This is a genomic window from Microbacterium sp. ARD32, assembly GCF_031844385.1.
In the GTDB taxonomy this organism is placed as follows: Bacteria; Actinomycetota; Actinomycetes; order Actinomycetales; family Microbacteriaceae; genus Microbacterium.
This window is the reverse complement of the sequence record NZ_JAUZVD010000002.1, coordinates 666,925-685,136: the sequence shown is the minus strand read 5'-3', so window position 1 is coordinate 685,136 and position 18,212 is coordinate 666,925. Positions and strand designations below refer to the sequence as shown.

The window sequence follows — 18,212 nt, the reverse complement described above, 5'->3', positions numbered from 1 at the left end:
GCGTGTTCTCCTGCTCGTGCGGTCGGTTCGGTTCAGCTGCCGGGAGTGGGGTCACTTGCCGGGTGCGAAGGACGCGTCGTAGTACGTGTCCACGGTGCCGTCACCGGAGATCAGGCCGGCCTTGCCCAGCACGTCCAGGGTGGCCTGCCAGTCCGAGGTGGCGTTCACGCCGGGGGCCTCGCCCTCGGTGGCCTTGGTGCTCAGCAGCTTGATGGTCTCGGTCCACTGGTCCAGCAGCACATCCTTCGCCGGCATCTGCGGGTCCTTGCCGGTCATGGACGCGACGGCGGCCTCGGGGTCCTCCGCCGCGGCGGCGAACGCCTCTGACGTGGCGGCGACGAGCTCCTTCACCAGCTCGGGCTTCTGCTCGATGGTGTCGGTGGGGGCGATCAGGCCGTTGCTGTAGAAGTTCAGCCCGGCGTCGGAGTAGCGCAGGTAGCGCATCTTCTTGCCGCTCTTGGCCGCGATGGTCGGGCCCTGGTCGTGCGCGAAGCCGATCAGTCCGTCCACCTGGCCGGAGAGCACGGCGGCGATCTTGCCCGCCGGGTCGAGGTTCTGCTGCTTGACGTCGGACTCCTTGAGCCCGACCGCCTCGAGGTACATCGGGAACGTCGTGGTCGGAGCGTCGCCGGCCGAGACCGCGATGGTCTTGCCCTTCAGATCCTTGGGCTCCTCGATGCCGGAGTCGGCGAACACCTGCACGGCCGAGGGCGTGGTCTGCAGGAAGACGCCGACGCTCTTGATCGCGACGCCCTTGTCGATGTTGGCGAGTACGGCGGGGGTGTCGGCCCAGCCGAAGTCGACCTGCTTCTGGCCGACGGCCTGCGCGGTCTTGGTGGAGCCCTGACCGGCCTTGATGGTCAGGTTGATGCCGTGGTCCTTGAAGATGCCCTTCTCGACCCCGTAGTAGAACGGCGCGTGCTCGCCGTAGGGGTACCAGTTGAGCATGAGCGTCACGTCGGTGACCTGCTTCTCGCCCTTCGCGGGGGCGCTGCTGTCGCTGGACGGCGCGGAGGATCCGCATCCGACGAGGGCGAGAGCGGATGCCGTGACGACGGCGAGTGTGCCGAGGATGGATGCTGACTTCTTCATCAGTAGTTCTCCTAGTGGGTTCGGGTGATGCTGGGGAGTGGTCTTGGGAGGGACGGGATCAGAGGCGGACGGTGGCCGCGCCGACATCGCGCTTGGAGGCGTGCCAGGGGATGAGGAACTTCTCGGCGATCTGGATGATCGCGAACAGCAGCACGCCCATCAGCGACATGATGATCAGCGCGGCGAACAGCATGGCGGTGTCGAGGTTGCCGTTGGCCTGCAGGATCACGTAGCCGAGACCCTCGTTGGCGCCGACGAACTCGCCGACCACCGCGCCGGTGACGGCCAGCGTGGCGGCCACCTTCAGGCCGGACAGCAGCTCGGGGAGCGCCGCGGGCAGCCGGACCTTGGTGAAGGTGCGCCAGCGACCGGCGCCCATCGTCGAGGTCAGCTGCAGGATCTCGGGGTCGACCGTGCGGAGCCCTGCCAGCCCCGAGATCACGACCGGGAAGAACGCCATCAGCACGGCGACCAGGATCTTCGGCTCCATCCCGAACCCGAGCCAGACGATGAACAGCGGGGCGATCGCGATCTTCGGGATCACCTGCGCGAACAGGATGACCGGGTAGAGGGTCTGCTCGAGGCCCCGCGAGTAGACCATGACGACGGCGACGAACAGGCCGACGATCACGGCGATCACGAAGCCGACCAGCGTCTCGTAGGTGGTCACCCACGTCTGCTGCATCAGGTACGGGACGTTGTCGGCGAACGCCTTCCAGGTGTCGCCCGGCGAGGGGATGATGAACGGCTTGACGAGCTTGAGCGCGGTGACGAGCCACCAGACGGCGAGCACCACGATCCCGAAGACGATCGGATGCCAGCTGCGAGCCCACCAGCGCACGACGGGATGCTGTTCGCGCGGCGCCTGGGCGAGTGCCATCGCCATGGTGGCGTTCTGGGATGACGTCATGCGACTCCTCGACTCCTTCGTCAGCGGGCAGATGGGAAAGCGTATTCCCAGGTGATAGTGCGAGTCTATGTCGCGGTCGGAGAGGTGTCAATCCGGGCAGTGCGAGACGCGTTCAGGCGCGCTCGGCGAGCATCCGTCCGGCCACACGAAGCCAGCGGGCGGGGTCGGAGAGAGCGGATGCCGCGGAGCCGGCCACCTCGGTCAGTGAGACGGCCGCCGTGAACAGCGAGGTGTCGGAGTCGGCGGCGATCCGGCCGGCGACCAGCGCCGCGCGGGCACCGGCATCCGCGGCGACGGCGGCGACGAACGACGGCACCTTGCCGTCGCCGGACTGGCCGTCGTAGGAGCCCTCGCCGGTCACGACCACGTCGGCCCCGGCGATCGCGTCGGCCAGGCCGATGAGCCGCGCGACCTCGCCGGCTCCCGGTAGCAGCCGGGCTCCCCAGGCCACGAGAGCCCCGCCGACGCCTCCTGCGGCGCCGGCACCGGGAGTCCCGGCATCCAGGCCGAGCAGGTCGGCCAGGTTCGTCAGAGCGGCGTCCACGGACGCGCGATCAGCGGCATCCGTGAGCCCCTTCTGCGGGCCGAACACCTCCGCCGCACCGCGTGGGCCGGTGAGCGGGTTGGTGACGTCGCTGAGCACGAGGGTCTCGGGGGCGGTGCGCAGGCCGCGGAGGTCGATGCGCGCGATCTCGGTGAGGCCGCGTGCACCGGGACCGGCCTCAGCGCCGGCGGCGGTCACGAACCGCGCACCCAGCGCACGCAGCATCCCGGTGCCGCCGTCGGTGGAGGCGCTGGAGCCGATGCCCAGCACCAGTCGCGAGACGCCGTGGTCGAGGGCTGCCGCGATGGCCTGCCCGAAGCCGGACGTATCGGCGTCCCACGGGCGCAGCTCGTCGAGCAGCTCGATGCCCGAAGTCGAGGCGAGGTCGATCACGGCCGTGCCGTGCGGCGCCTCCTCGGATGCCGGCAGCAGCAGCCATGACGTGTCGACAGGCCTTCCCGCGGGGCCGTCGACGGTGACCGGCATCCGCTGTGCGCCGGGAACCGCCGCCTCGAAGGCCGCGACCGTTCCCTCTCCGCCGTCGGCCATGGGCCGCAGCACGAGCTCAGCATCCGGGTCCTTCTCACGCCACCCGTCGGCCAGCGCCCGCGCGGCATCCGCCGCCGTGATGGTGCCCTTGAAGCTGTCCGGCGCGAAGACCACCCGCATCAGAAGACCACCCGCGCCACCCGCGGGGTGCTGCCGCGCACGACGACCTCGAGAGGCAGCTCCGGCTGCTGCCAGTCGGCGTCGACGGTGGCACGGAAGGCCTGGTAGCCGAGGTCGCTCAGCGGCACGCGCACGGTCGTCAGTTGCGGTGTGACGTCGCGGCTCACGGGCACGTCGTCGAACCCGCACACGGCGATGTCGGCGCCGACCGAGCGTCCGGCGTCCCTGATCGCGGTCATCGCGCCGACGCCGACCACGTCGCTGAGCGCGAAGACCAGCGTTCCGGCATCCACGCCCGCGGCCAGCGCATCCGTCATCGACGCGGCTCCCGACTCGCGGTGGAAGGTGCCGCGGTGGATGCGCTCGAAGTCGCTGCCGAAGCCGGCGGCGAAGCCGGCCAGGCGGTCATCGCTGGTCTTCACGCCCGCGGCCGCGCCGATGGCGATCGCACGCCGGTAGCCGAGCCCGGCCATGGCTCGGCCCAGCGCTTCGGCGCCCGCGCGGTTGTCGACCACGAGGCTGCGGTCGCCGCCGGGGCCGAACGTGACCGTGCGGCTGCCCAGGTCGCGGAAGGCGCCGAGCTCTGCGAGCGATTCCGCGTCGCGCTCTCCCGCCCGGGAGGCCGCGAGGATCACGCCCCGTGGGCGCTGCCCCCGCAGGGCGTGCAGGATGCGGGTTTCGCAGGCGGGCTCGCGCTCGGTGATCGCGACGGTGACGATGAGCCCGTCCTCGTCGGCTCCGCGCGCGACGCCCGAGGCGATCTGTCCGAAGTACGGGTCGGCGATGTCGGCGACCAGCAGCGCGATCACCTGCGAGGTGCCGCGCGCGATGGCCTGGGCGGAGACGTTGGGGATGTAGCCCAGCTCGTCGGCCGCCCTCGCGACGCGCTCCCGGTACGACTCGGCGACCTTGCGCTCCGACCCGTTCAGCACCCGCGACGCCGTCGCCAGCGACACGCCCGCGACCCGTGCGACGTCGTGCAGGGTGGGGGCGGCGTTGCGCGTGGCGTCAGCGGTCATGCGTTGAGCCTATCGAGCAGTCTCGGCCAGCCATCGGCGCAGTGTGGCCGCCTCGGCTGCCAGCAGGGCGGTGTCGTCGTCAGGGACGAACTCCAGCAGGGCGTCGCGCGGCGGAGTGGGCAGAGCGGATGCCGCTGAGCACAGTCCCCGCCACAGCTCCTCGCGCTCGTGCAGGCGCAGCCGTTCGCCGGCCGGCCACCACGAGAACACGTGCACGGCGCTGGTGCGCGCGGAGATCGCGTCGAACTCGGTGAGCGCCTCCGCATCCTCGGCGCCGACCGAGGGCTGCCAGTACGTCGACAGCGCCGGCACGTCGACCAGCAGCTGCAGCACGGCATCCGGGGTGTCGGCGATCGTGCCGCGGTGGTACTCCAGAGCCAGGCGGATGCCGCGTTCGGAGGCCTCCTCCGCGGCATCCCGCAGGCGTGCGGTGATCTGCGCGCACTGCGCGGGGGTCGCATCGGCGGAATCGACGCGGCCAGCCCAGACGCGCACCCGGTCGGCGCCGAGCGCCTGCGCGGAATCCAGGATCGGGGTGAGCGGCTCGTCGGCGCCGGCGCGGAAGTACGAGCCGTACGAGCAGACCGCGAGTCCGGCATCCGTCGTCGCCTGCGCGACGCGCGCTGCGCGCTCGACGTCGCCCGGCGGCACGTGCACGTCGCCGCCCCACTCGATGGCCTCGAGCTCCGCCTCGGCGGCGAGCGCCACGATCTTCTCGGGCGCGAGCTCTCGGAACGTCACCGAGCACAGCCCTGGTCGCATGATCATGTCCTCATCCTGCCGTCCTATGCGTTCGAATCAGAGGTGGGGGGCGACGGACTCGGCGAACGACGAGACCGTGCGGGCCGCGACGTCGGCGTAGGGGGCGGCCCAGATGTCGGCGTTGAACAGCTCCACCTCGATGTCGCCGGCATAGCCCGCCTCGACGACGGCACGCGTGAGCGAGGCGAAGTCGATCACGCCATCGCCCGGGTAGTGGCGCGAGAGCAGCACATCCTCAGCGAGGGGCGTCTTCCAGTCGCAGACCTGGTAGCTGGCGATGCGGCCCTCGCGCCCGGCGCGGGCGATCTGCTCGAGCACCTGAGGGTCCCACCAGATATGGAACGTGTCGACCACGGCGCCGACCACCGCGGGGTCGAAGGCGGATGCGAGGTCGAGCGCCTGGCCGAGCGTGGAGACCACGGCGCGGTCTGAGGCGTACATCGGATGCAGCGGCTCGACCGCCAGGGTGACGCCGTGCTCCTGGGCGAAGGGCGCCAGTGCGCCGAGCGCGTCGCGCACGCGCTCCCTGGCGCCGATCAGATCACGCGATCCCTCGGGCAGGCCGCCGGCGACGAGCACCAGCACGGCAGCGGAACCGGGGGCGGCGGCTGCGGCGAGCGTGGCGGTCTCCACGATGGCACGGCGGTTGTCGTCCAGCGCGGCGACGCGCTCGGGACCCTCGGGGAGCGTGAAGAACCCGCCGCGGCAATGGCTAGAGAAGCGCAGTCCGGAATCCGTCAGCATCCGCGCCGCCAGGTCGAGACCGACCTCGTTGACCGGCTCGCGCCACAATCCGATGGACTGCACGCCGGCGTCGGCGGTGACCTGCAGTGCGGTGGCGAGGTCGGCGTGCTTGATGGTGGCCTGGTTGATCGAGAGGCGGGGATGTGCGGTGCTCACAGGCTGACTCCGTTCAAATGTCGGACGATTTCACAGATGTCGGACGATTCGGCCACCTTTCGGCTGACATCCGTTCTTTCGTCCGACATTCGTGCGGCGGCGGGCACGTTCCGTGCGGCGGCACGCCGGTCGGCGCTCATGCGTCCACTCCGTTCAGTCGCAGCATCCCGTGCCAGCGCTCGCGTGCGAGCGCGGGGTTCTCCAGGGCGAGCGAGGCGTTGGCCAGCTCGACGATCCGCGAGAGGTGCGGCAGGCTGCGTGCCGAGTGCAGGCCGCCGACCATCTGGAACGCGGGCTGGTGGCCGTTGAGCCAGGCAAGGAACGCGACGCCGGTCTTGTAGTAGAACGTCGGCGCGGCGAACACCTGCCGGCTGAGCTCCTCCGTCGGACCGAGGATCTCGAGGTAGCGGGCGGGGTCGCCCGCGTCGAGCGCCTGGATCGCAGCGGATGCCACAGGTGCGATCGCCGCGAACGCGCCGAGCAGCGCGTCGGAATGCCCGTCGCCCTTCCCGACCGTGTCTCCGCCGATGAGGGAGACGTAGTTGAAGTCGTCGCCGGTGAACATGCGCACGCCCTGCGGCAGGCGCTCGCGCACCGAGATCTCGCTCTCGGCGTTCAGCAGGCTCATCTTCACGCCCGCCACCTTGCCCGGGTTCTCGGCGATGATGTCGAGCAGGACGTCGGATGCCGCGGGCCACTCCGTCGAGCCGAAGTAGCCCTCCAGCTCCGGGTCGAACGCCGTGCCCAGCCAGTGCAGCACGACCGGGGTCGTGGCGCGCTGCAGCACCGAGCGGTATACGCGACGGTAGTCGTCGGCGCTGGTCGCCACACGGGCGAGGTGGCGGGATGCCATGAGCACCGGCCCCGCGCCCTGCTCCTCGGTGAACTCCAGCTGCGAGGCGTACGCGTCGATCACCTGGTCGAGGGTGACCCGGTCTTCCAGAACGTGGTCGGTGTTGACGCCCACGACCACCGAGCCGCCCTCCTCGCGGGCCACCTGCGCACTGCGGGAGATCAGCTCGCGGGTCGCGGCGGCATCCAGGCCCATGTTGCGCTGCGCGGTGTCCATGGCATCCGCCACGCCCAGACCCCACGAGTAGACGTTGCGGCGGAACGCGAGTGTCGAGTCCCAGTCGATGTCGGCGGGCCGCCCGGGTGTGTTGTCGCCCCACACGACGGGCACGACGTGCGCGGCCGCGTAGGCGACCCGGCTGCGCAGCGGGGCCACGGGTCGGGCGAAGACGCCGGAGTCGTTCAGCTCGGCATCCGTCACCTCACCGGATGCCGACAGCAGACGCAGCATGCTCACAGCGACAGCTTCTCGATCGCGATCTTGCGGCCCTCGGCGCTCGAGGCCAGGCCCGCCTCGGCGAACTGCACGCCGCGCGCCCCGGCGAGCAGGTCGAAGGCATAGTCGGTGCCGAGCACGAACGAGGTCAGGTAATCCTCCCACTGCTGGCGGAAGCCGTTCAGGAAGACGTCGTTGGTGGGGACGGTCTGCCAGTCGGCGTCGTAGTCGTGGGTGTCCTCGAGGTCGGGGTTCCACACCGGCTTCGGGGTGGCGTTGCGGGGCTGGATCTTGCAGCCGAACAGGCCGACCACGGCCGAGCCGTGCGTGCCGTCGACCTGGAACTCGACCAGCTCGTCGCGGTTCACGCGTACGGTCCACGAGGAGTTGATCTCGGCGATGATGCCGCCCTCCAGCTCGAAGATGCCGTACGCGGCGTCCTCGGCGGTGGCGTCGTAGTGCTCGCCCTTCTCGTCCCAGCGGTCGGCGATGTGCACGGCGGCCTGCGCGTAGACGCTCTTGACCTCGCCGAACAGGTTCTCGAGCACGTAGTTCCAGTGCGGGAACATGTCGGTGATGATGCCGCCGCCGTCCTCGGTGCGGTAGTTCCAGCTGGGGCGCTGCGCGGGCTGCCAGTCGCCCTCGAACACCCAGTAGCCGAACTCGCCGCGCACGGAGAGGATGCGGCCGAAGAAGCCCGAGTCGATCAGGCGCTTGAGCTTCTGCAGGCCGGGGAGGTACAGCTTGTCGTGCACGACGCCGGTCTTCACGCCGGCATCCTTCGCCAGGCGGGCGAGGTCGAGGGCCTCCTCCAGCGACTCGGCGGTGGGCTTCTCTGTGTAGATGGCCTTGCCTGCGGCGATGGCCTTGCGGATGGCCGTGGCGCGCGCCTTGGTCACCAGGAAGTCGGCGTAGATCTCCCACTGCGGGTCGGCGAGGGCCGCGTCGAGGTCGGTGGTGTAGTCGTCGATGCCGTGCTTCGCTGCGAGCTCGGCGAGCTTCTCGGCGTTGCGGCCGACGAGGATCGGCTTGACGGTCACCTTCTGGCCGTCGGCCAGCTCGATGCCTCCCTGGTCGCGGATCGCGAGGATCGAGCGCACCAGGTGCTGCCGGTAGCCCATGCGTCCGGAGACGCCGTTCATGATGATGCCGATCTCGCGCACGTTCGCCATTGGTGTTTCCGTTCTGCTTGAAGTCCGTCACGTCTGCCCGCGGCACGGGTAAACGCTTTCCCACAGTGAATCAGGTTACGTCACGGAGCGCAAGCACCCACATGGCGCCGGTTCGGAAGCACGCGGGCGATCAGGAGGTCCCGCATCGGGTCATTCCAGCAGGGTCGCGCCACCCGCCGAGGCATCGATCGCCACTTCTGCGGCACCGATCAGTGCGGCATCGTCGAGTTCGGCCGCCACGAGTTCCGGAACGAAAGGGATGCGGCCGTTCAGACGGCGTCCGATCGCAGGTAGCATCAGCTCGGCGGCGGCGCGGCCGGACTCGCCGCCGAGCACGACCAGTTCGGGGTTGAGCAGCGCACTCGCGTTGGCGATCGAAAGCGCGAGATCGTCGACCAGCCCGTCGAAGACGGCTCGAGCCACCGGATCGCCGCCGCGCACCCGAGCGAGCAAGGATTCGGCGTCCGGCTCCGTCACCGAGGTGTACCCGTGCCTGCGGAGCACTCCTGCGGCGCCGATCCGCGACTCGAGGTCGCCGAACCCGGGCCACGGGCTGTCCAGCGAGCTGCGGCTCATCATCGTGTACCCGAACTCGCCCGCTGCACCCACGGCACCCCGGTACAGGCGGCCGTCCAGGATCAGAGCCGCGCCCACGCCGGTGCCGAGCAGGACGGTCAGCACGTCGGACCTTCCTCGAGCAGCGCCATGCCGCAATTCGGCGACAGCCGCGAGGTTGACATCGTTCTCCACGCGAACCGCAACACCCAGACGCTCTTCCAGCAAGGGCACGAGCGGGAAGTCGAACCACTGCACGGCCGGCGCGAACTCGACGAGTCCGCGGCGATGGCGCACGACGCCGGGCACGCCCACGCAGACTGTTCGCACCTCGATCCGCTGCGTCGCCGCCTTCTCGATCAGCCCGGACGCGAGCACGGCGACGGCCTCGAAGACATCCCTGCCCGCTCCACGCACCTGCGAGTCGACCAGGCACGCGTCCCGTAGCAGCACCTGCGCGTCGAGGTCGGTGACCGCCGCCGAGATCCGGTGACCGCCGAGCTCGACGGCCAGCACCGCGTGGGCGGACGCATTGAAGCGGACGAGCCTGGCGGGGCGACCTCCCGTCGACGAGGTCTGGCCGATCTCCTCCACCTCGCGATCCTGGATCATCCTGTCAATCAGACGATTCACCGTCGCGATGCTCAGCCCGGTGACTTGGGCGAGCGCAGCACGGGACAATGCCCCTCCTCCCCGCAGCGCATCCAGAAGGAGGGTGCTGTTCACTCGAGACGCGGTGCGGTTCGACGCCTTCATCGGCAACGGCTTCCGGTTCCGCGCTGGCTGAGCCATGAATGTGCACCTGCTTCAACGTGGTATGAACAGAACCGGCGATGCGATGGTCATCCGATTCAGCAACGGATTCCGATTCAGCATCCCACACCTCTCCAGCGCTGCGTATGTCTATTGGGTCAACTTTTGATTGAGTTGATATAAAGGAGCTATGGCGGATCGGACGGCACTGCAGAATGCTCGCATCGTCGGGGTTGACGTGGGTGGCACCAAGGTGCGCGCGCTCGTCGCCGATGCCGCCGGCCGCATCATCGACGACCTCCGTGAGCCGACCGAGCCCGATGTCGTCGCGCAGATCGCACGCATCGTGCGCACCCAGACCGGTCCCCCCATCGTCGGCCTCGGCGTCGGCGTACCCGGCGCCGTCGATCCGCAGACAGGATGCGTGTCCCGCATTCCGAATGCTCCTCTGCTGGACGGCGTTCCTCTCGCCGCACTGCTGTCGACGACCCTGCACATCCCCGTCGCGGTGGAGAACGATCTGGCGGCGGCCGCACTCGCCGAGGCCCGCTCTGCCACAAGCGCGTCTGTCCTCGCCGTCATCGCAGCCGGCACCGGAATCGGTCTCGGCATCGTGCACGACGGCGTGCTCTTGCAAGGCGCAACCGGCGCAGCCGGGGAGATCGGCGACATCCCGCTTCCCACCGGGGGCACTCTCGAGGACACCGTGTCCATCGAGGGGATCCGCCGTGCGCACGTCGCGAACGGCGGGGTGGACGCCGAGCTGTCCACGATCCTTGCTCTCGCGGCGAACGACGATGCCGCCGCCCTCGCCGCCATCGATCACTACGCGGAGGGCCTCGCGTTCGCCGTGCAGGTCGCGCGCGCGGTGCTCGACCCCGATCGGCTTGTGCTGACCGGTGGCCTGGCGGGGTCGGATGTCGTGCTCGATGCGCTCCGACGGCAACTCGGCGACGCGATGTCGGGTCTGACTGTCAGCGAACACGGAACGGATGCCCCTGCGCACGGAGCGCTGCTGCTCGGCACGCAGGCGGCTGCCCGCTCATGCGGCGCTGACTCTTCGTCCGCCTAGCGTGCGGGCAGGTCGAGACCGGGGAGGTCGTCCACGTGGCGCGATCGCTGCGGCGCCCGCGGAATGGGCTCCGTCTCGACAGGGTCGCCGATGGCGACGAGGCGGTCGTGCAGCACTCCCGCCAGCTTGTTCCGCACGTCGGCGTAGGCGTCCTGTCCGGCCACGTCGTGGAGCTCGTGCGGATCGGCCCGACGGTCGTAGAGCTCCTCCCGCGGCCGGGGTGCGAGATGCCGGTCACCGAGTCCTCGGCGTGTGCGGCTCGCTTCGAGATCAGCGGGGAGTTCGAGACTCGGACCCTCGGCGTAGTTGCGGATGTAGACGTAGTCGGAGGTGCGAACGGCCCGCTTGGGGTCATAGGAGTCGTGATAGGTCTTGCTGGTGAAGACCATCCGCTCCGGCGCCGGCTCTTCCTCCGGCGTGTTCCGGATCAGCGGCAGGATGCTCCGGCCCTCGAGCTCGGCGTCGTGCGGGCCTGCATCGCCGGCGATCTCGAGCAGCGTCGGCAGCAGATCCTGATGGATGACGAGCTCCGACACCCGATGCGGGGCGACCTGCCAACCGGTCGGAGGGCGCACCATGAGCGCGACTCCGGTGCCCGCCTCGTAGAGGGTGCTCTTCGCGCGGGGGAAGGCGGCGCCATGATCCGTGGTGAAGACGATCATGGTGTTCTCATCGCCGATGGTCGACGAGATCACGTCCAGGAGGGTTGCGAAGCCGGCATCGAGCTGCGCGATCGCCCCGTAGAAGTCCGCGATGTCGGCTCGAGTGTCGTCGTTGTCGGGGAGGAAACCGGGGACGTCCACCTCCGCAGGGTCGGCGGAGACGTAGTCGGACCTCGGCCAAGGCCTGTGCACCTCCCACACGCCGACCGTGAGGAAGATCGGCTTCCGCTCCTCCCGGGGCGCCAGGCCCGACAGCCAGGCGGACGTGGCATCGACGACCTGATGCGTGCGCGGAAGGAACCCCTGTCCAGGGCACTCCGCGAAGCCCAGCACGGTGGGATCCACGTTCTCGTGCTGAAGCCCGATCAGCGCCGTGTGATATCCGAGCGACTCAAGACGCTCAGGAAGAGTGGAGACACCGGCACGATAGCGCCAGCCATCGTGCGCCAGGCCTTGGATGCCGTTGCGGTACGGAGGCATCCCCGTGAACAGGGCTCCGCGGGAGGGGGAGCACAGCGGCGCCGCGGCGTGGGCGTCGTCGAAGACGACGGAACGATCGGCGAATGCCGCGATCTGCGGTGCCGGCACCGACGGCATCCCGTAGGTCGGCAGCCACCGTCCCAGGTCGTGGCAGTGGAAGAGGATGATGTCCGGTGTCATGTCACGAGTCCTTAACTACTGATCAGTGGGAGCGCCATGCCAGCTGCGGCGCCATCGTGCCCGGGTCCTGCGGCACGGCTTCACCGCGGGACCCGAGCACGGCGACTACTTCTGGGGCAGATCCAGCTTGGCGACCATGGCTTCCAGCGCGGCCTGCATCTGCTTCATGCCCTCCTCGGGCGAGACGGTTCCCGCGGCGATGCTCTCCAGGCCCGGCTCCGTGATGTTGAGCATGTCCGTGGCGAACGGATACCAGATCGAGGTCGATGCCCCGGGCAGCTTGGCGGCGGTCTCGCTGTACGCCTCGAGCGCCTGCTTCTGCGACGCCGACATCCCGTCGGTGTCATAGTCATCGCGGATCGGGATGCCGCCGTTCTGTGCGAACAGCGTCTGCGCCTTCTTCGACGTCATCCACGTGATGTACTCCAGCGCGGCCTTCGCGCGCTCCTTGGGGAGGCCGGCGGGGACGCCGAGGAACCAGATGCCCGTACCGGGCGCAGCGCTGCCATCGGGGGCGAGAGGCAGCGGAGCGTAACCGAATTTCCCTGCCTCGTTGGAGTTCGCTTCGTTCTCCAGCTGTGCGGCGGCTGCCGCCACGAGGAAGCTCTGCGCGCCGTTGCCGTTCTGCAGCTCGGCGATCACCTGTGCTTGGCCGATGGTGGAAACCGCCTCAGGGCCGAACTTCGCCAGATCACGCATCCACGTCGCGGCCTGGATGCCCTCAGGCGTGTCGGCCATGGGCGTCCAGTCGGTGCCGGGGCTGGCGTACCATCCACCGCCCGCCGCGCCGAGGATCGCCTGGAAATCGAAGGTGTTCGCGGATGCCCCCGGGATGCCCTGGGTGCGGAAGACCATCGGGTACTTCGCGGCCTTGGCCTCCGCGATCTTCTCGCTGTTCGCGATCACCTCCGGCCACGTCGTGGGAACCTTCAGCCCGAGCTCCTCGTAGATGTCCTTGCGGTAAACGAAGATGTCCAGATTGCCGGAGAACGGCAGATCGACGAGCTCACCCGACTCAGAGAAGCTCTTGGTCGCCGAGTCCCAGAGCGAGAGGTTTCCGAAGCTGTAGATGTGCGAGTCGACTTCGTAGGACGGGTCGATCTCGTTGAGCGGCTGCAGCAGTCCCCCCTCATTGAACTGACCGAGGTCCGAACCGTTGACCTGGAACACGTCGAACGTGTGCTTCTGACTCTGGATGTCGTTGAGCTGCTGCGTCTTGACGTCAGGGTTGGGGAACGGCCGCAGTTCGACCTTGTTGCCGGTCTCCTTCTGGTATTCCTGCACGAGCTTGGCGTAGGCCGGGTTCCAGGGCGCCTGGCTGGTGGGAACGACGAGCGTCACCGGCCCCGACCCTGCGTCGGACCCGCCGCCGCCCAGCGAACCCTTGTTGCCTGCGCTGCACCCGGCCATCCCCAGCACCAGAGCGCTCACGGCCACGGTTGCGGTGAGCGGACGCAGTCCGCGTGTAATCCACCGACGATTCATTCCAGTCATATTCTCTTCCTTGTGAATACCGGCTGAGCGGGTGCTCAGCCCTTGACGGCGCCGGCGGTGAGGCCGGCGATGATCTGTTTGTTCGCGAAGACCGCCAGGACGATCAGCGGCACGGCGGCGACGGCGCCGGCCGCAGCAAGTTCACCCCAGGTCACGGCGAACTCCTGCACGAAGCCGGCGATGCCGACGGTGAGCGGAGCCGTCGGCCCGCCTGACGTGAGCGTCAGCCCCATCAGGAACTCGTTCCAGGCCATGATTCCGACGAAGATGCTCGTGGCCGCGAGGCCCGGGCGCACCAGCGGAAGCATGATCCGCACGAACACTCCTGCCTCGGTCGCGCCGTCGACGAGTGCTGCCTCTCGCAGCTGCATCGGCACGCCCGAGAAGTACGACATCATCAGCAGCGTCGCGAACGGGAGGTTGAACAGGCTGTTCACGAGGATCAGACCGCTCACCGATCCGAGCAGCCCGATGTCGTTCAGTAGCTCGTACAGGCCGGGGACCAGGGTCGCCGGCGGAACCAGCGGAACGATCGCGGCCAGCGCCAAGGTAGGAATGGTGGCCCATTTCGGCGGCGAGAGCCGAGCGAGCGCGTATCCGCTGATGCTGCCGATGACGATGCACACGGCGACCGTGCCCAGCACGATCCCGACGCTGTTGAGCATCTGGACAGCGAACGTTCCGTCGTCGAAGATCGCCCGGAAGTTGCCCAGCCAGAACGGGAAGATCCAGTCGCGGCTGACGATCGCCCGGTTGGGAAGGAAGGACAGCAGCACCAGCCATACGATCGGCAGCACGACGATGATCACGACGATCAGCAGCGCGATCTCGACGACGAGTGAAGACCGCCGTTTCGCACGAATACGCCCGGTCATCTTCTCGCTCCTCGCAGAATCAGCGCCACCGTGAACACGAGGATCACGGCCAGAATGATGAGAAGGCCGAAGGCCGCGGCCTCTCCGTAGCTGAGGTCGCGGAAGAACCAGAGCTGGATGCGCTGGGACACCAGCGTGGTCGCTCCCTGAGGTCCTCCGGCGGTCAGCACGTACATCTCGTCGAAGACCTTGACGCTCATCACCATGCGAATCAGTGCGACGGCCGCGATCGCGGGCATCACGAGCGGCAGGACGATGCGAAGCACGATCGAAGACTCGGACGCGCCGTCCATCCGGGCGGCCTCGAGGATCTCCGGGTCGACCGCCTTGAGAGCCGCGTAGACGAACAGGAAGACTATAGGCGTCCAGTGCCACACGTCGACCACGACGACGCTGGCCATCGCCGCAGGACCCGAGTTGAGCCACGTCTGCGCGGGCAGACCGAATGTCTCGAGCAGCTTGTTGAGTCCGCCTGCCGTCGGGCTCAGGATGAGCAGCCAGATCACGCTCACCACCACCGGCGTGACGATCGCGGGCCAGATGATGACGTTCCGGGCAAGCGGGAGAAGCGCAACGGCGCGATCCACGAGCACGGCCACGACAATGCCGCAGACGAGGCTCCCCGCCACGGCGAAGATCGTGAACACCACGGTGTTGATCACGGCCTGAGCCGCCGCCTGGTCTGCGAAGACGGCGAGCAGGTTCCGGAAGCCGGTCCACTCGAACTGGAAGCCCACCGCAGTGACGGTGACCTCCGAGAACGCCATCCGCACGACGTGAGCGAAGGGGAAGGCGGCCATCGCCAGGCAGAACAGCACGAACGGCGCAAGAGCGAACGCGGGGACCAGGGAGCGTCGGCCACGCCGACGACGCGGTCTGACCGCGTCAGCGCGGATCAGGTGTGGGCTGGACGTCATTGTTCCTCCGTGAGTCACTTCTTCGACAACCACGAGTGGCGGGGTGGCTGCTGTACCGATGGTAGATCGATATAGCACCGGACATCAGTATCAGTCATGGGCATCCCGAATGCAAGCGCAGGGCGTTCCCCGGATGCAAGCGCGGGGCGCTCCGCCGTCGCAGACCGCGAGAGACGGCGCCTACGCAGTGCCCGGAATCGGGCGTCCGTCCGGTGCCGTGCACCCGCATGACTCGCGGACGTCCAGGAACGGAGTGAGCGGGAGCGGCGGATCGGTCGTAGCGTCGTCGACAGCGCGGATCAGCCACTCGGCCGCCAGTCTCCCCAGATCAGCGGTGCCGACCGAGACCGACGTGATGCTCGGGATGAACACCTCCGATGCGGCAAGGCTGTCGAATCCGATCACTCCGATGCGGCCGAGGCCGAGTCCCGCATCGTGCAGCGCACGCAGAACTCCGTAGGCGATCACATCGCTGTGGCAGATAACCGCGTCGAACTCCGACCCCGACTGCAGCAGCTCTTCGGCGAGTCTCGCACCCCCGTCGATGCTCGTCTGGCCGTGCACGACCGCGGCGAGCGCGGCATCCGGGTATCGCGCCAGAACCGCGCGCACACCGGCGATGCGCTCCCGCGTGGGAAGTGCGGGCGCCGCGCCGCCGAGGTAGGCGATCCGACGAAATCCATGCACTCCCGCGAGATGCTCCGCCGCCATGGCACCTGCCGCGTGCGCATCGCTGCTGAGCGCCGGCCTCTCTCCGGCCGCCGGCCGCGTCAGTGCCAGCGTCGGGATCGGCAGGTCCACGGATGCCGCGCCCAGCGCGGGCACGTAGGCGAGTCCGGCGACGGGCGACTCCAGCATCGTCGTGACCAGAGCGTCCTGGTGTTCCGGCTCGTCGAACGTGTTCGAGATGAGGGTCATATATCCGGCCGACGACGCCGCCTTCTCGAATGCGAGTGCGATCGCAGAGAAGTACGGGTTGGAGAAGTCCGTGACGATGAATCCGAGAGTCCAGCTCCGGTTGCTGCGCAGGGAGGCTGCGTTGCGGTTGTAGATGTAGCCCAGCTTCTCCATCGACTGACGGACCCGTTCCCGGGTCTGATCACTGAGGCGTCCGGTGCCGCGGACGACCATCGAGGCAGCAGCTCGCGAGACTCCGGCGTCAGCGGCGACGTCCTGCAGTGTCACGCGGCGCATGGGCCGAGTATATCCGGCGATGCTCACCGTGATGTGGTGTGCTAGATCGATCTATCGTATAGTGACCCATCGAGGCCTCCCGGGGCCGCTCAGGCGAAGGAGCCCCCAGACATGTCCTTGTTCCGACCCAGCACCGATCTCGACGGCTATTCCGGTCTGACCGCTTACGCCGGAGACCTGCACAATCACTGCGGGATCAGCTACGGCCACGGCTCGATCGAGACCGCCTTCGCCAATGCGAAGCAGCAGCTCGACTTCGCGAGCGTCACAGGACACGCGGCCTGGCACGACATTCCCGCGGAGCCACGCGAAGTGCACGATTACCACATCGAGGGCTTCGCCCGGCTGGCAGCGCAGTGGGACCGAGTGCAGTCCGTCACCGCCGCCGCCCATGAGGACGACGCTTTCGTGAGCTTCCTCTCCCTGGAATGGCACAGCCTCACCTACGGCGATCACTGCGTGTACTTCCGATCCGACCACGGTCCTCTCGAGATCGCGCAGTCGCAGTCCCTCGAGGAGCTGAGGGGGCGCCTTCGCGCCATCGCCGCCGGCGGTGTGCCCACGATGGTGCTCCCGCACCACATCGGCTACAGGTCCGGCCACCGCGGCATCAACTGGTCGACGTACACGGAGGAGCTCTCCCCGGTGGTCGAGCTGGTGTCCATGCACGGCTCGGGTGAGGTCGAGCCCGGCCTGCGCCAGTATCTGCACACGATGGGCCCTCGTGACGGTGCGAGCACCGCCCAGCACGGTCTGGCACTGGGGCACCGCTTCGGCTTCATCGGCTCCACGGATCACCACAGTGCTCACCCGGGCAGCTACGGCTACGGCAAGGCGATGGTCTGGGCCGACTCCCTGACGCGTGACGGCATCTGGGACGCCATCCAGGCCCGCCGCACGTACGCGGTGACCGGAGATCGGATCATGCTGGCCACAGCAGTGAACGGCATGCCCATGGGCTCGGAACTGGTCGCGGCCGGTCCGCGGCGCGTTGAGGTCGACGTCCTCGGCGGCGACAGCGTCGACTTCGTCGAGGTTCTGCGGAACAACCAGGTCATCGCCGTTGGCCGCCCGGAAGCCGCCTCGTCCTCCTCCGATTTCGACGGTGTGCTCGGGGTCAGCGTCGGCTGGGGCGAGTACGGCGCCGAGGTGGACTGGGACGTCTCGATCCGCGTGCGAGGCGGGCGGATCCTCGCCGTTGACCCGAGGCTGCACGGTGAGGACATCGTCGATCCGCTGCGCAAGGGATCGGACTCCGAAAGCCCCACGACGCGCTGGACGCAGGAGGACGAGCGCACGGTCACCATGGTCACGAAGACGCGCGGGAACCCCACGGTGCTCACCGACGCCACCCAGCAGCTGGGCCTGCAGGTCATCGGCGACGGCGACACGGTGGTCGAGGTGACCGCCAACGGCCGCGAGGTGCGGGCGAGCGTCGCCGAGCTACGACAGGGCTCGCGCTCGGCGTACACCGGCGGGTTCGTGAGCCCGGCGATCCTGCTGCATCGCGCGGTGGATCGATCGGCTCGCTCCGTGCGGATGGACTTCGAGGACGCCGGCACGGGTATGGGTGCCGACTGGTATTACACCCGGGTCCGCCAGGCGAACGACCAGTACGCGTGGAGTTCCCCGACCTGGGTCGGCACAGGCGCCTGAATCCGAACGCTGAGACAC

Annotated in this window: 16 protein-coding genes; 2 read left to right on the top strand and 14 right to left on the bottom strand. The window is 68.6% G+C overall.

The genetic code is table 11. The features are described from left to right. Nucleotides 1-51: 51 nt before the first annotated feature. The 9 genes from Q9R19_RS11450 to Q9R19_RS11410 all read right to left on the bottom strand — a co-directional run bounded on the left by Q9R19_RS11450 (nucleotide 52) and on the right by Q9R19_RS11410 (nucleotide 9,544). Nucleotides 52-1,092, bottom strand: a complete 1,041-nt coding sequence (locus Q9R19_RS11450) for an ABC transporter substrate-binding protein (protein WP_311256514.1) — start codon at nucleotides 1,090-1,092, stop codon at nucleotides 52-54. A gap of 58 nt (nucleotides 1,093-1,150) precedes the next feature. After that, complete coding sequence (locus tag Q9R19_RS11445; protein WP_298868294.1) at nucleotides 1,151-2,002, bottom strand: ABC transporter permease; 852 nt, start codon at nucleotides 2,000-2,002, stop codon at nucleotides 1,151-1,153. Nucleotides 2,003-2,114: 112 nt separating this feature from the next. Then, on the bottom strand, nucleotides 2,115-3,215 hold the full coding sequence (locus tag Q9R19_RS11440; protein WP_311256513.1) for a glycerate kinase: 1,101 nt from the start codon (nucleotides 3,213-3,215) through the stop codon (nucleotides 2,115-2,117). Next, nucleotides 3,215-4,234: a LacI family DNA-binding transcriptional regulator gene (locus Q9R19_RS11435; RefSeq protein ID WP_311256512.1), complete on the bottom strand. Its 1,020-nt coding sequence runs from the start codon at nucleotides 4,232-4,234 to the stop codon at nucleotides 3,215-3,217. The genes Q9R19_RS11440 and Q9R19_RS11435 overlap by 1 nt, the downstream gene beginning before the upstream one ends. 9 nt (nucleotides 4,235-4,243) lie before the next feature. After that, a complete protein-coding gene (locus Q9R19_RS11430) occupies nucleotides 4,244-5,002 on the bottom strand; it encodes a TIM barrel protein (RefSeq protein WP_311256511.1) in 759 nt (252 codons plus the stop codon). A 30-nt stretch (nucleotides 5,003-5,032) separates the two neighbouring features. Beyond that, complete coding sequence (locus Q9R19_RS11425) at nucleotides 5,033-5,896, bottom strand: sugar phosphate isomerase/epimerase family protein (protein ID WP_311256510.1); 864 nt, start codon at nucleotides 5,894-5,896, stop codon at nucleotides 5,033-5,035. A gap of 136 nt (nucleotides 5,897-6,032) precedes the next feature. Then, nucleotides 6,033-7,205 (bottom strand): dihydrodipicolinate synthase family protein, encoded by a 1,173-nt coding sequence (locus Q9R19_RS11420; RefSeq protein ID WP_311256509.1) that lies wholly within the window; start codon nucleotides 7,203-7,205, stop codon nucleotides 6,033-6,035. Continuing rightward, nucleotides 7,202-8,356 (bottom strand): Gfo/Idh/MocA family oxidoreductase, encoded by a 1,155-nt coding sequence (locus tag Q9R19_RS11415; RefSeq protein WP_311256508.1) that lies wholly within the window; start codon nucleotides 8,354-8,356, stop codon nucleotides 7,202-7,204. Before Q9R19_RS11415 ends, Q9R19_RS11420 begins: the two co-directional genes overlap by 4 nt. 150 nt (nucleotides 8,357-8,506) lie before the next feature. Next, nucleotides 8,507-9,544: an ROK family protein gene (locus Q9R19_RS11410; RefSeq protein ID WP_311256507.1), complete on the bottom strand. Its 1,038-nt coding sequence runs from the start codon at nucleotides 9,542-9,544 to the stop codon at nucleotides 8,507-8,509. A gap of 310 nt (nucleotides 9,545-9,854) precedes the next feature. On the opposite strand from Q9R19_RS11410, the gene Q9R19_RS11405 reads away from it, so the two are divergent. Further along, nucleotides 9,855-10,736 carry an ROK family protein gene (locus Q9R19_RS11405; protein ID WP_311256506.1) on the top strand — a complete coding sequence of 294 codons (882 nt, stop codon included), beginning with the start codon at nucleotides 9,855-9,857 and terminating at the stop codon, nucleotides 10,734-10,736. On the opposite strand, the gene Q9R19_RS11400 is transcribed toward Q9R19_RS11405, so the two are convergent. The 5 genes from Q9R19_RS11400 to Q9R19_RS11380 form a co-directional block, all read right to left on the bottom strand. Then, nucleotides 10,733-12,058, bottom strand: a complete 1,326-nt coding sequence (locus Q9R19_RS11400; protein ID WP_311256505.1) for a sulfatase — start codon at nucleotides 12,056-12,058, stop codon at nucleotides 10,733-10,735. The two genes, Q9R19_RS11405 and Q9R19_RS11400, sit on opposite strands and share 4 nt — an antisense overlap. Nucleotides 12,059-12,163: 105 nt before the next feature. Further along, nucleotides 12,164-13,552, bottom strand: coding sequence for an extracellular solute-binding protein (locus tag Q9R19_RS11395; protein ID WP_311256504.1), 1,389 nt, complete (start codon nucleotides 13,550-13,552; stop codon nucleotides 12,164-12,166). 35 nt (nucleotides 13,553-13,587) lie between these two features. Further along, a complete protein-coding gene (locus Q9R19_RS11390) occupies nucleotides 13,588-14,427 on the bottom strand; it encodes a carbohydrate ABC transporter permease (protein WP_311256503.1) in 840 nt (279 codons plus the stop codon). After that, the gene (locus Q9R19_RS11385; protein WP_311256502.1) at nucleotides 14,424-15,344 is read right to left on the bottom strand and encodes a sugar ABC transporter permease; all 921 of its coding nucleotides are present in this window, start codon (nucleotides 15,342-15,344) and stop codon (nucleotides 14,424-14,426) included. Before Q9R19_RS11385 ends, Q9R19_RS11390 begins: the two co-directional genes overlap by 4 nt. 180 nt (nucleotides 15,345-15,524) lie before the next feature. Further along, the gene (locus tag Q9R19_RS11380) at nucleotides 15,525-16,538 is read right to left on the bottom strand and encodes a LacI family DNA-binding transcriptional regulator (RefSeq protein ID WP_311256501.1); all 1,014 of its coding nucleotides are present in this window, start codon (nucleotides 16,536-16,538) and stop codon (nucleotides 15,525-15,527) included. A 111-nt stretch (nucleotides 16,539-16,649) separates the two neighbouring features. Here Q9R19_RS11380 and Q9R19_RS11375 point away from each other — a divergent pair, with 111 nt between their 5' ends. Then, on the top strand, nucleotides 16,650-18,194 hold the full coding sequence (locus Q9R19_RS11375; RefSeq protein WP_311256500.1) for a DUF3604 domain-containing protein: 1,545 nt from the start codon (nucleotides 16,650-16,652) through the stop codon (nucleotides 18,192-18,194). The last annotated feature ends 18 nt before the right edge of the window (nucleotides 18,195-18,212 follow it).

Bases quoted from the DNA above. Each gene is read 5' to 3' on its own strand.
- Q9R19_RS11380 (WP_311256501.1), bottom strand. From the start codon at position 16,538: ATGCGCCGCGTGACACTGCAGGACGTCGCCGCTGACGCCGGAGTCTCG.
- Q9R19_RS11435 (WP_311256512.1), bottom strand. From the start codon at position 4,234: ATGACCGCTGACGCCACGCGCAACGCCGCCCCCACCCTGCACGACGTC.
- Q9R19_RS11450 (WP_311256514.1), bottom strand. From the start codon at position 1,092: ATGAAGAAGTCAGCATCCATCCTCGGCACACTCGCCGTCGTCACGGCA.
- Q9R19_RS11390 (WP_311256503.1), bottom strand. From the start codon at position 14,427: ATGACCGGGCGTATTCGTGCGAAACGGCGGTCTTCACTCGTCGTCGAG.
- Q9R19_RS11415 (WP_311256508.1), bottom strand. From the start codon at position 8,356: ATGGCGAACGTGCGCGAGATCGGCATCATCATGAACGGCGTCTCCGGA.
- Q9R19_RS11395 (WP_311256504.1), bottom strand. From the start codon at position 13,552: ATGACTGGAATGAATCGTCGGTGGATTACACGCGGACTGCGTCCGCTC.
- Q9R19_RS11385 (WP_311256502.1), bottom strand. From the start codon at position 15,344: ATGACGTCCAGCCCACACCTGATCCGCGCTGACGCGGTCAGACCGCGT.
- Q9R19_RS11375 (WP_311256500.1), top strand. From the start codon at position 16,650: ATGTCCTTGTTCCGACCCAGCACCGATCTCGACGGCTATTCCGGTCTG.
- Q9R19_RS11430 (WP_311256511.1), bottom strand. From the start codon at position 5,002: ATGATCATGCGACCAGGGCTGTGCTCGGTGACGTTCCGAGAGCTCGCG.
- Q9R19_RS11400 (WP_311256505.1), bottom strand. From the start codon at position 12,058: ATGACACCGGACATCATCCTCTTCCACTGCCACGACCTGGGACGGTGG.
- Q9R19_RS11405 (WP_311256506.1), top strand. From the start codon at position 9,855: ATGGCGGATCGGACGGCACTGCAGAATGCTCGCATCGTCGGGGTTGAC.
- Q9R19_RS11445 (WP_298868294.1), bottom strand. From the start codon at position 2,002: ATGACGTCATCCCAGAACGCCACCATGGCGATGGCACTCGCCCAGGCG.
- Q9R19_RS11440 (WP_311256513.1), bottom strand. From the start codon at position 3,215: ATGCGGGTGGTCTTCGCGCCGGACAGCTTCAAGGGCACCATCACGGCG.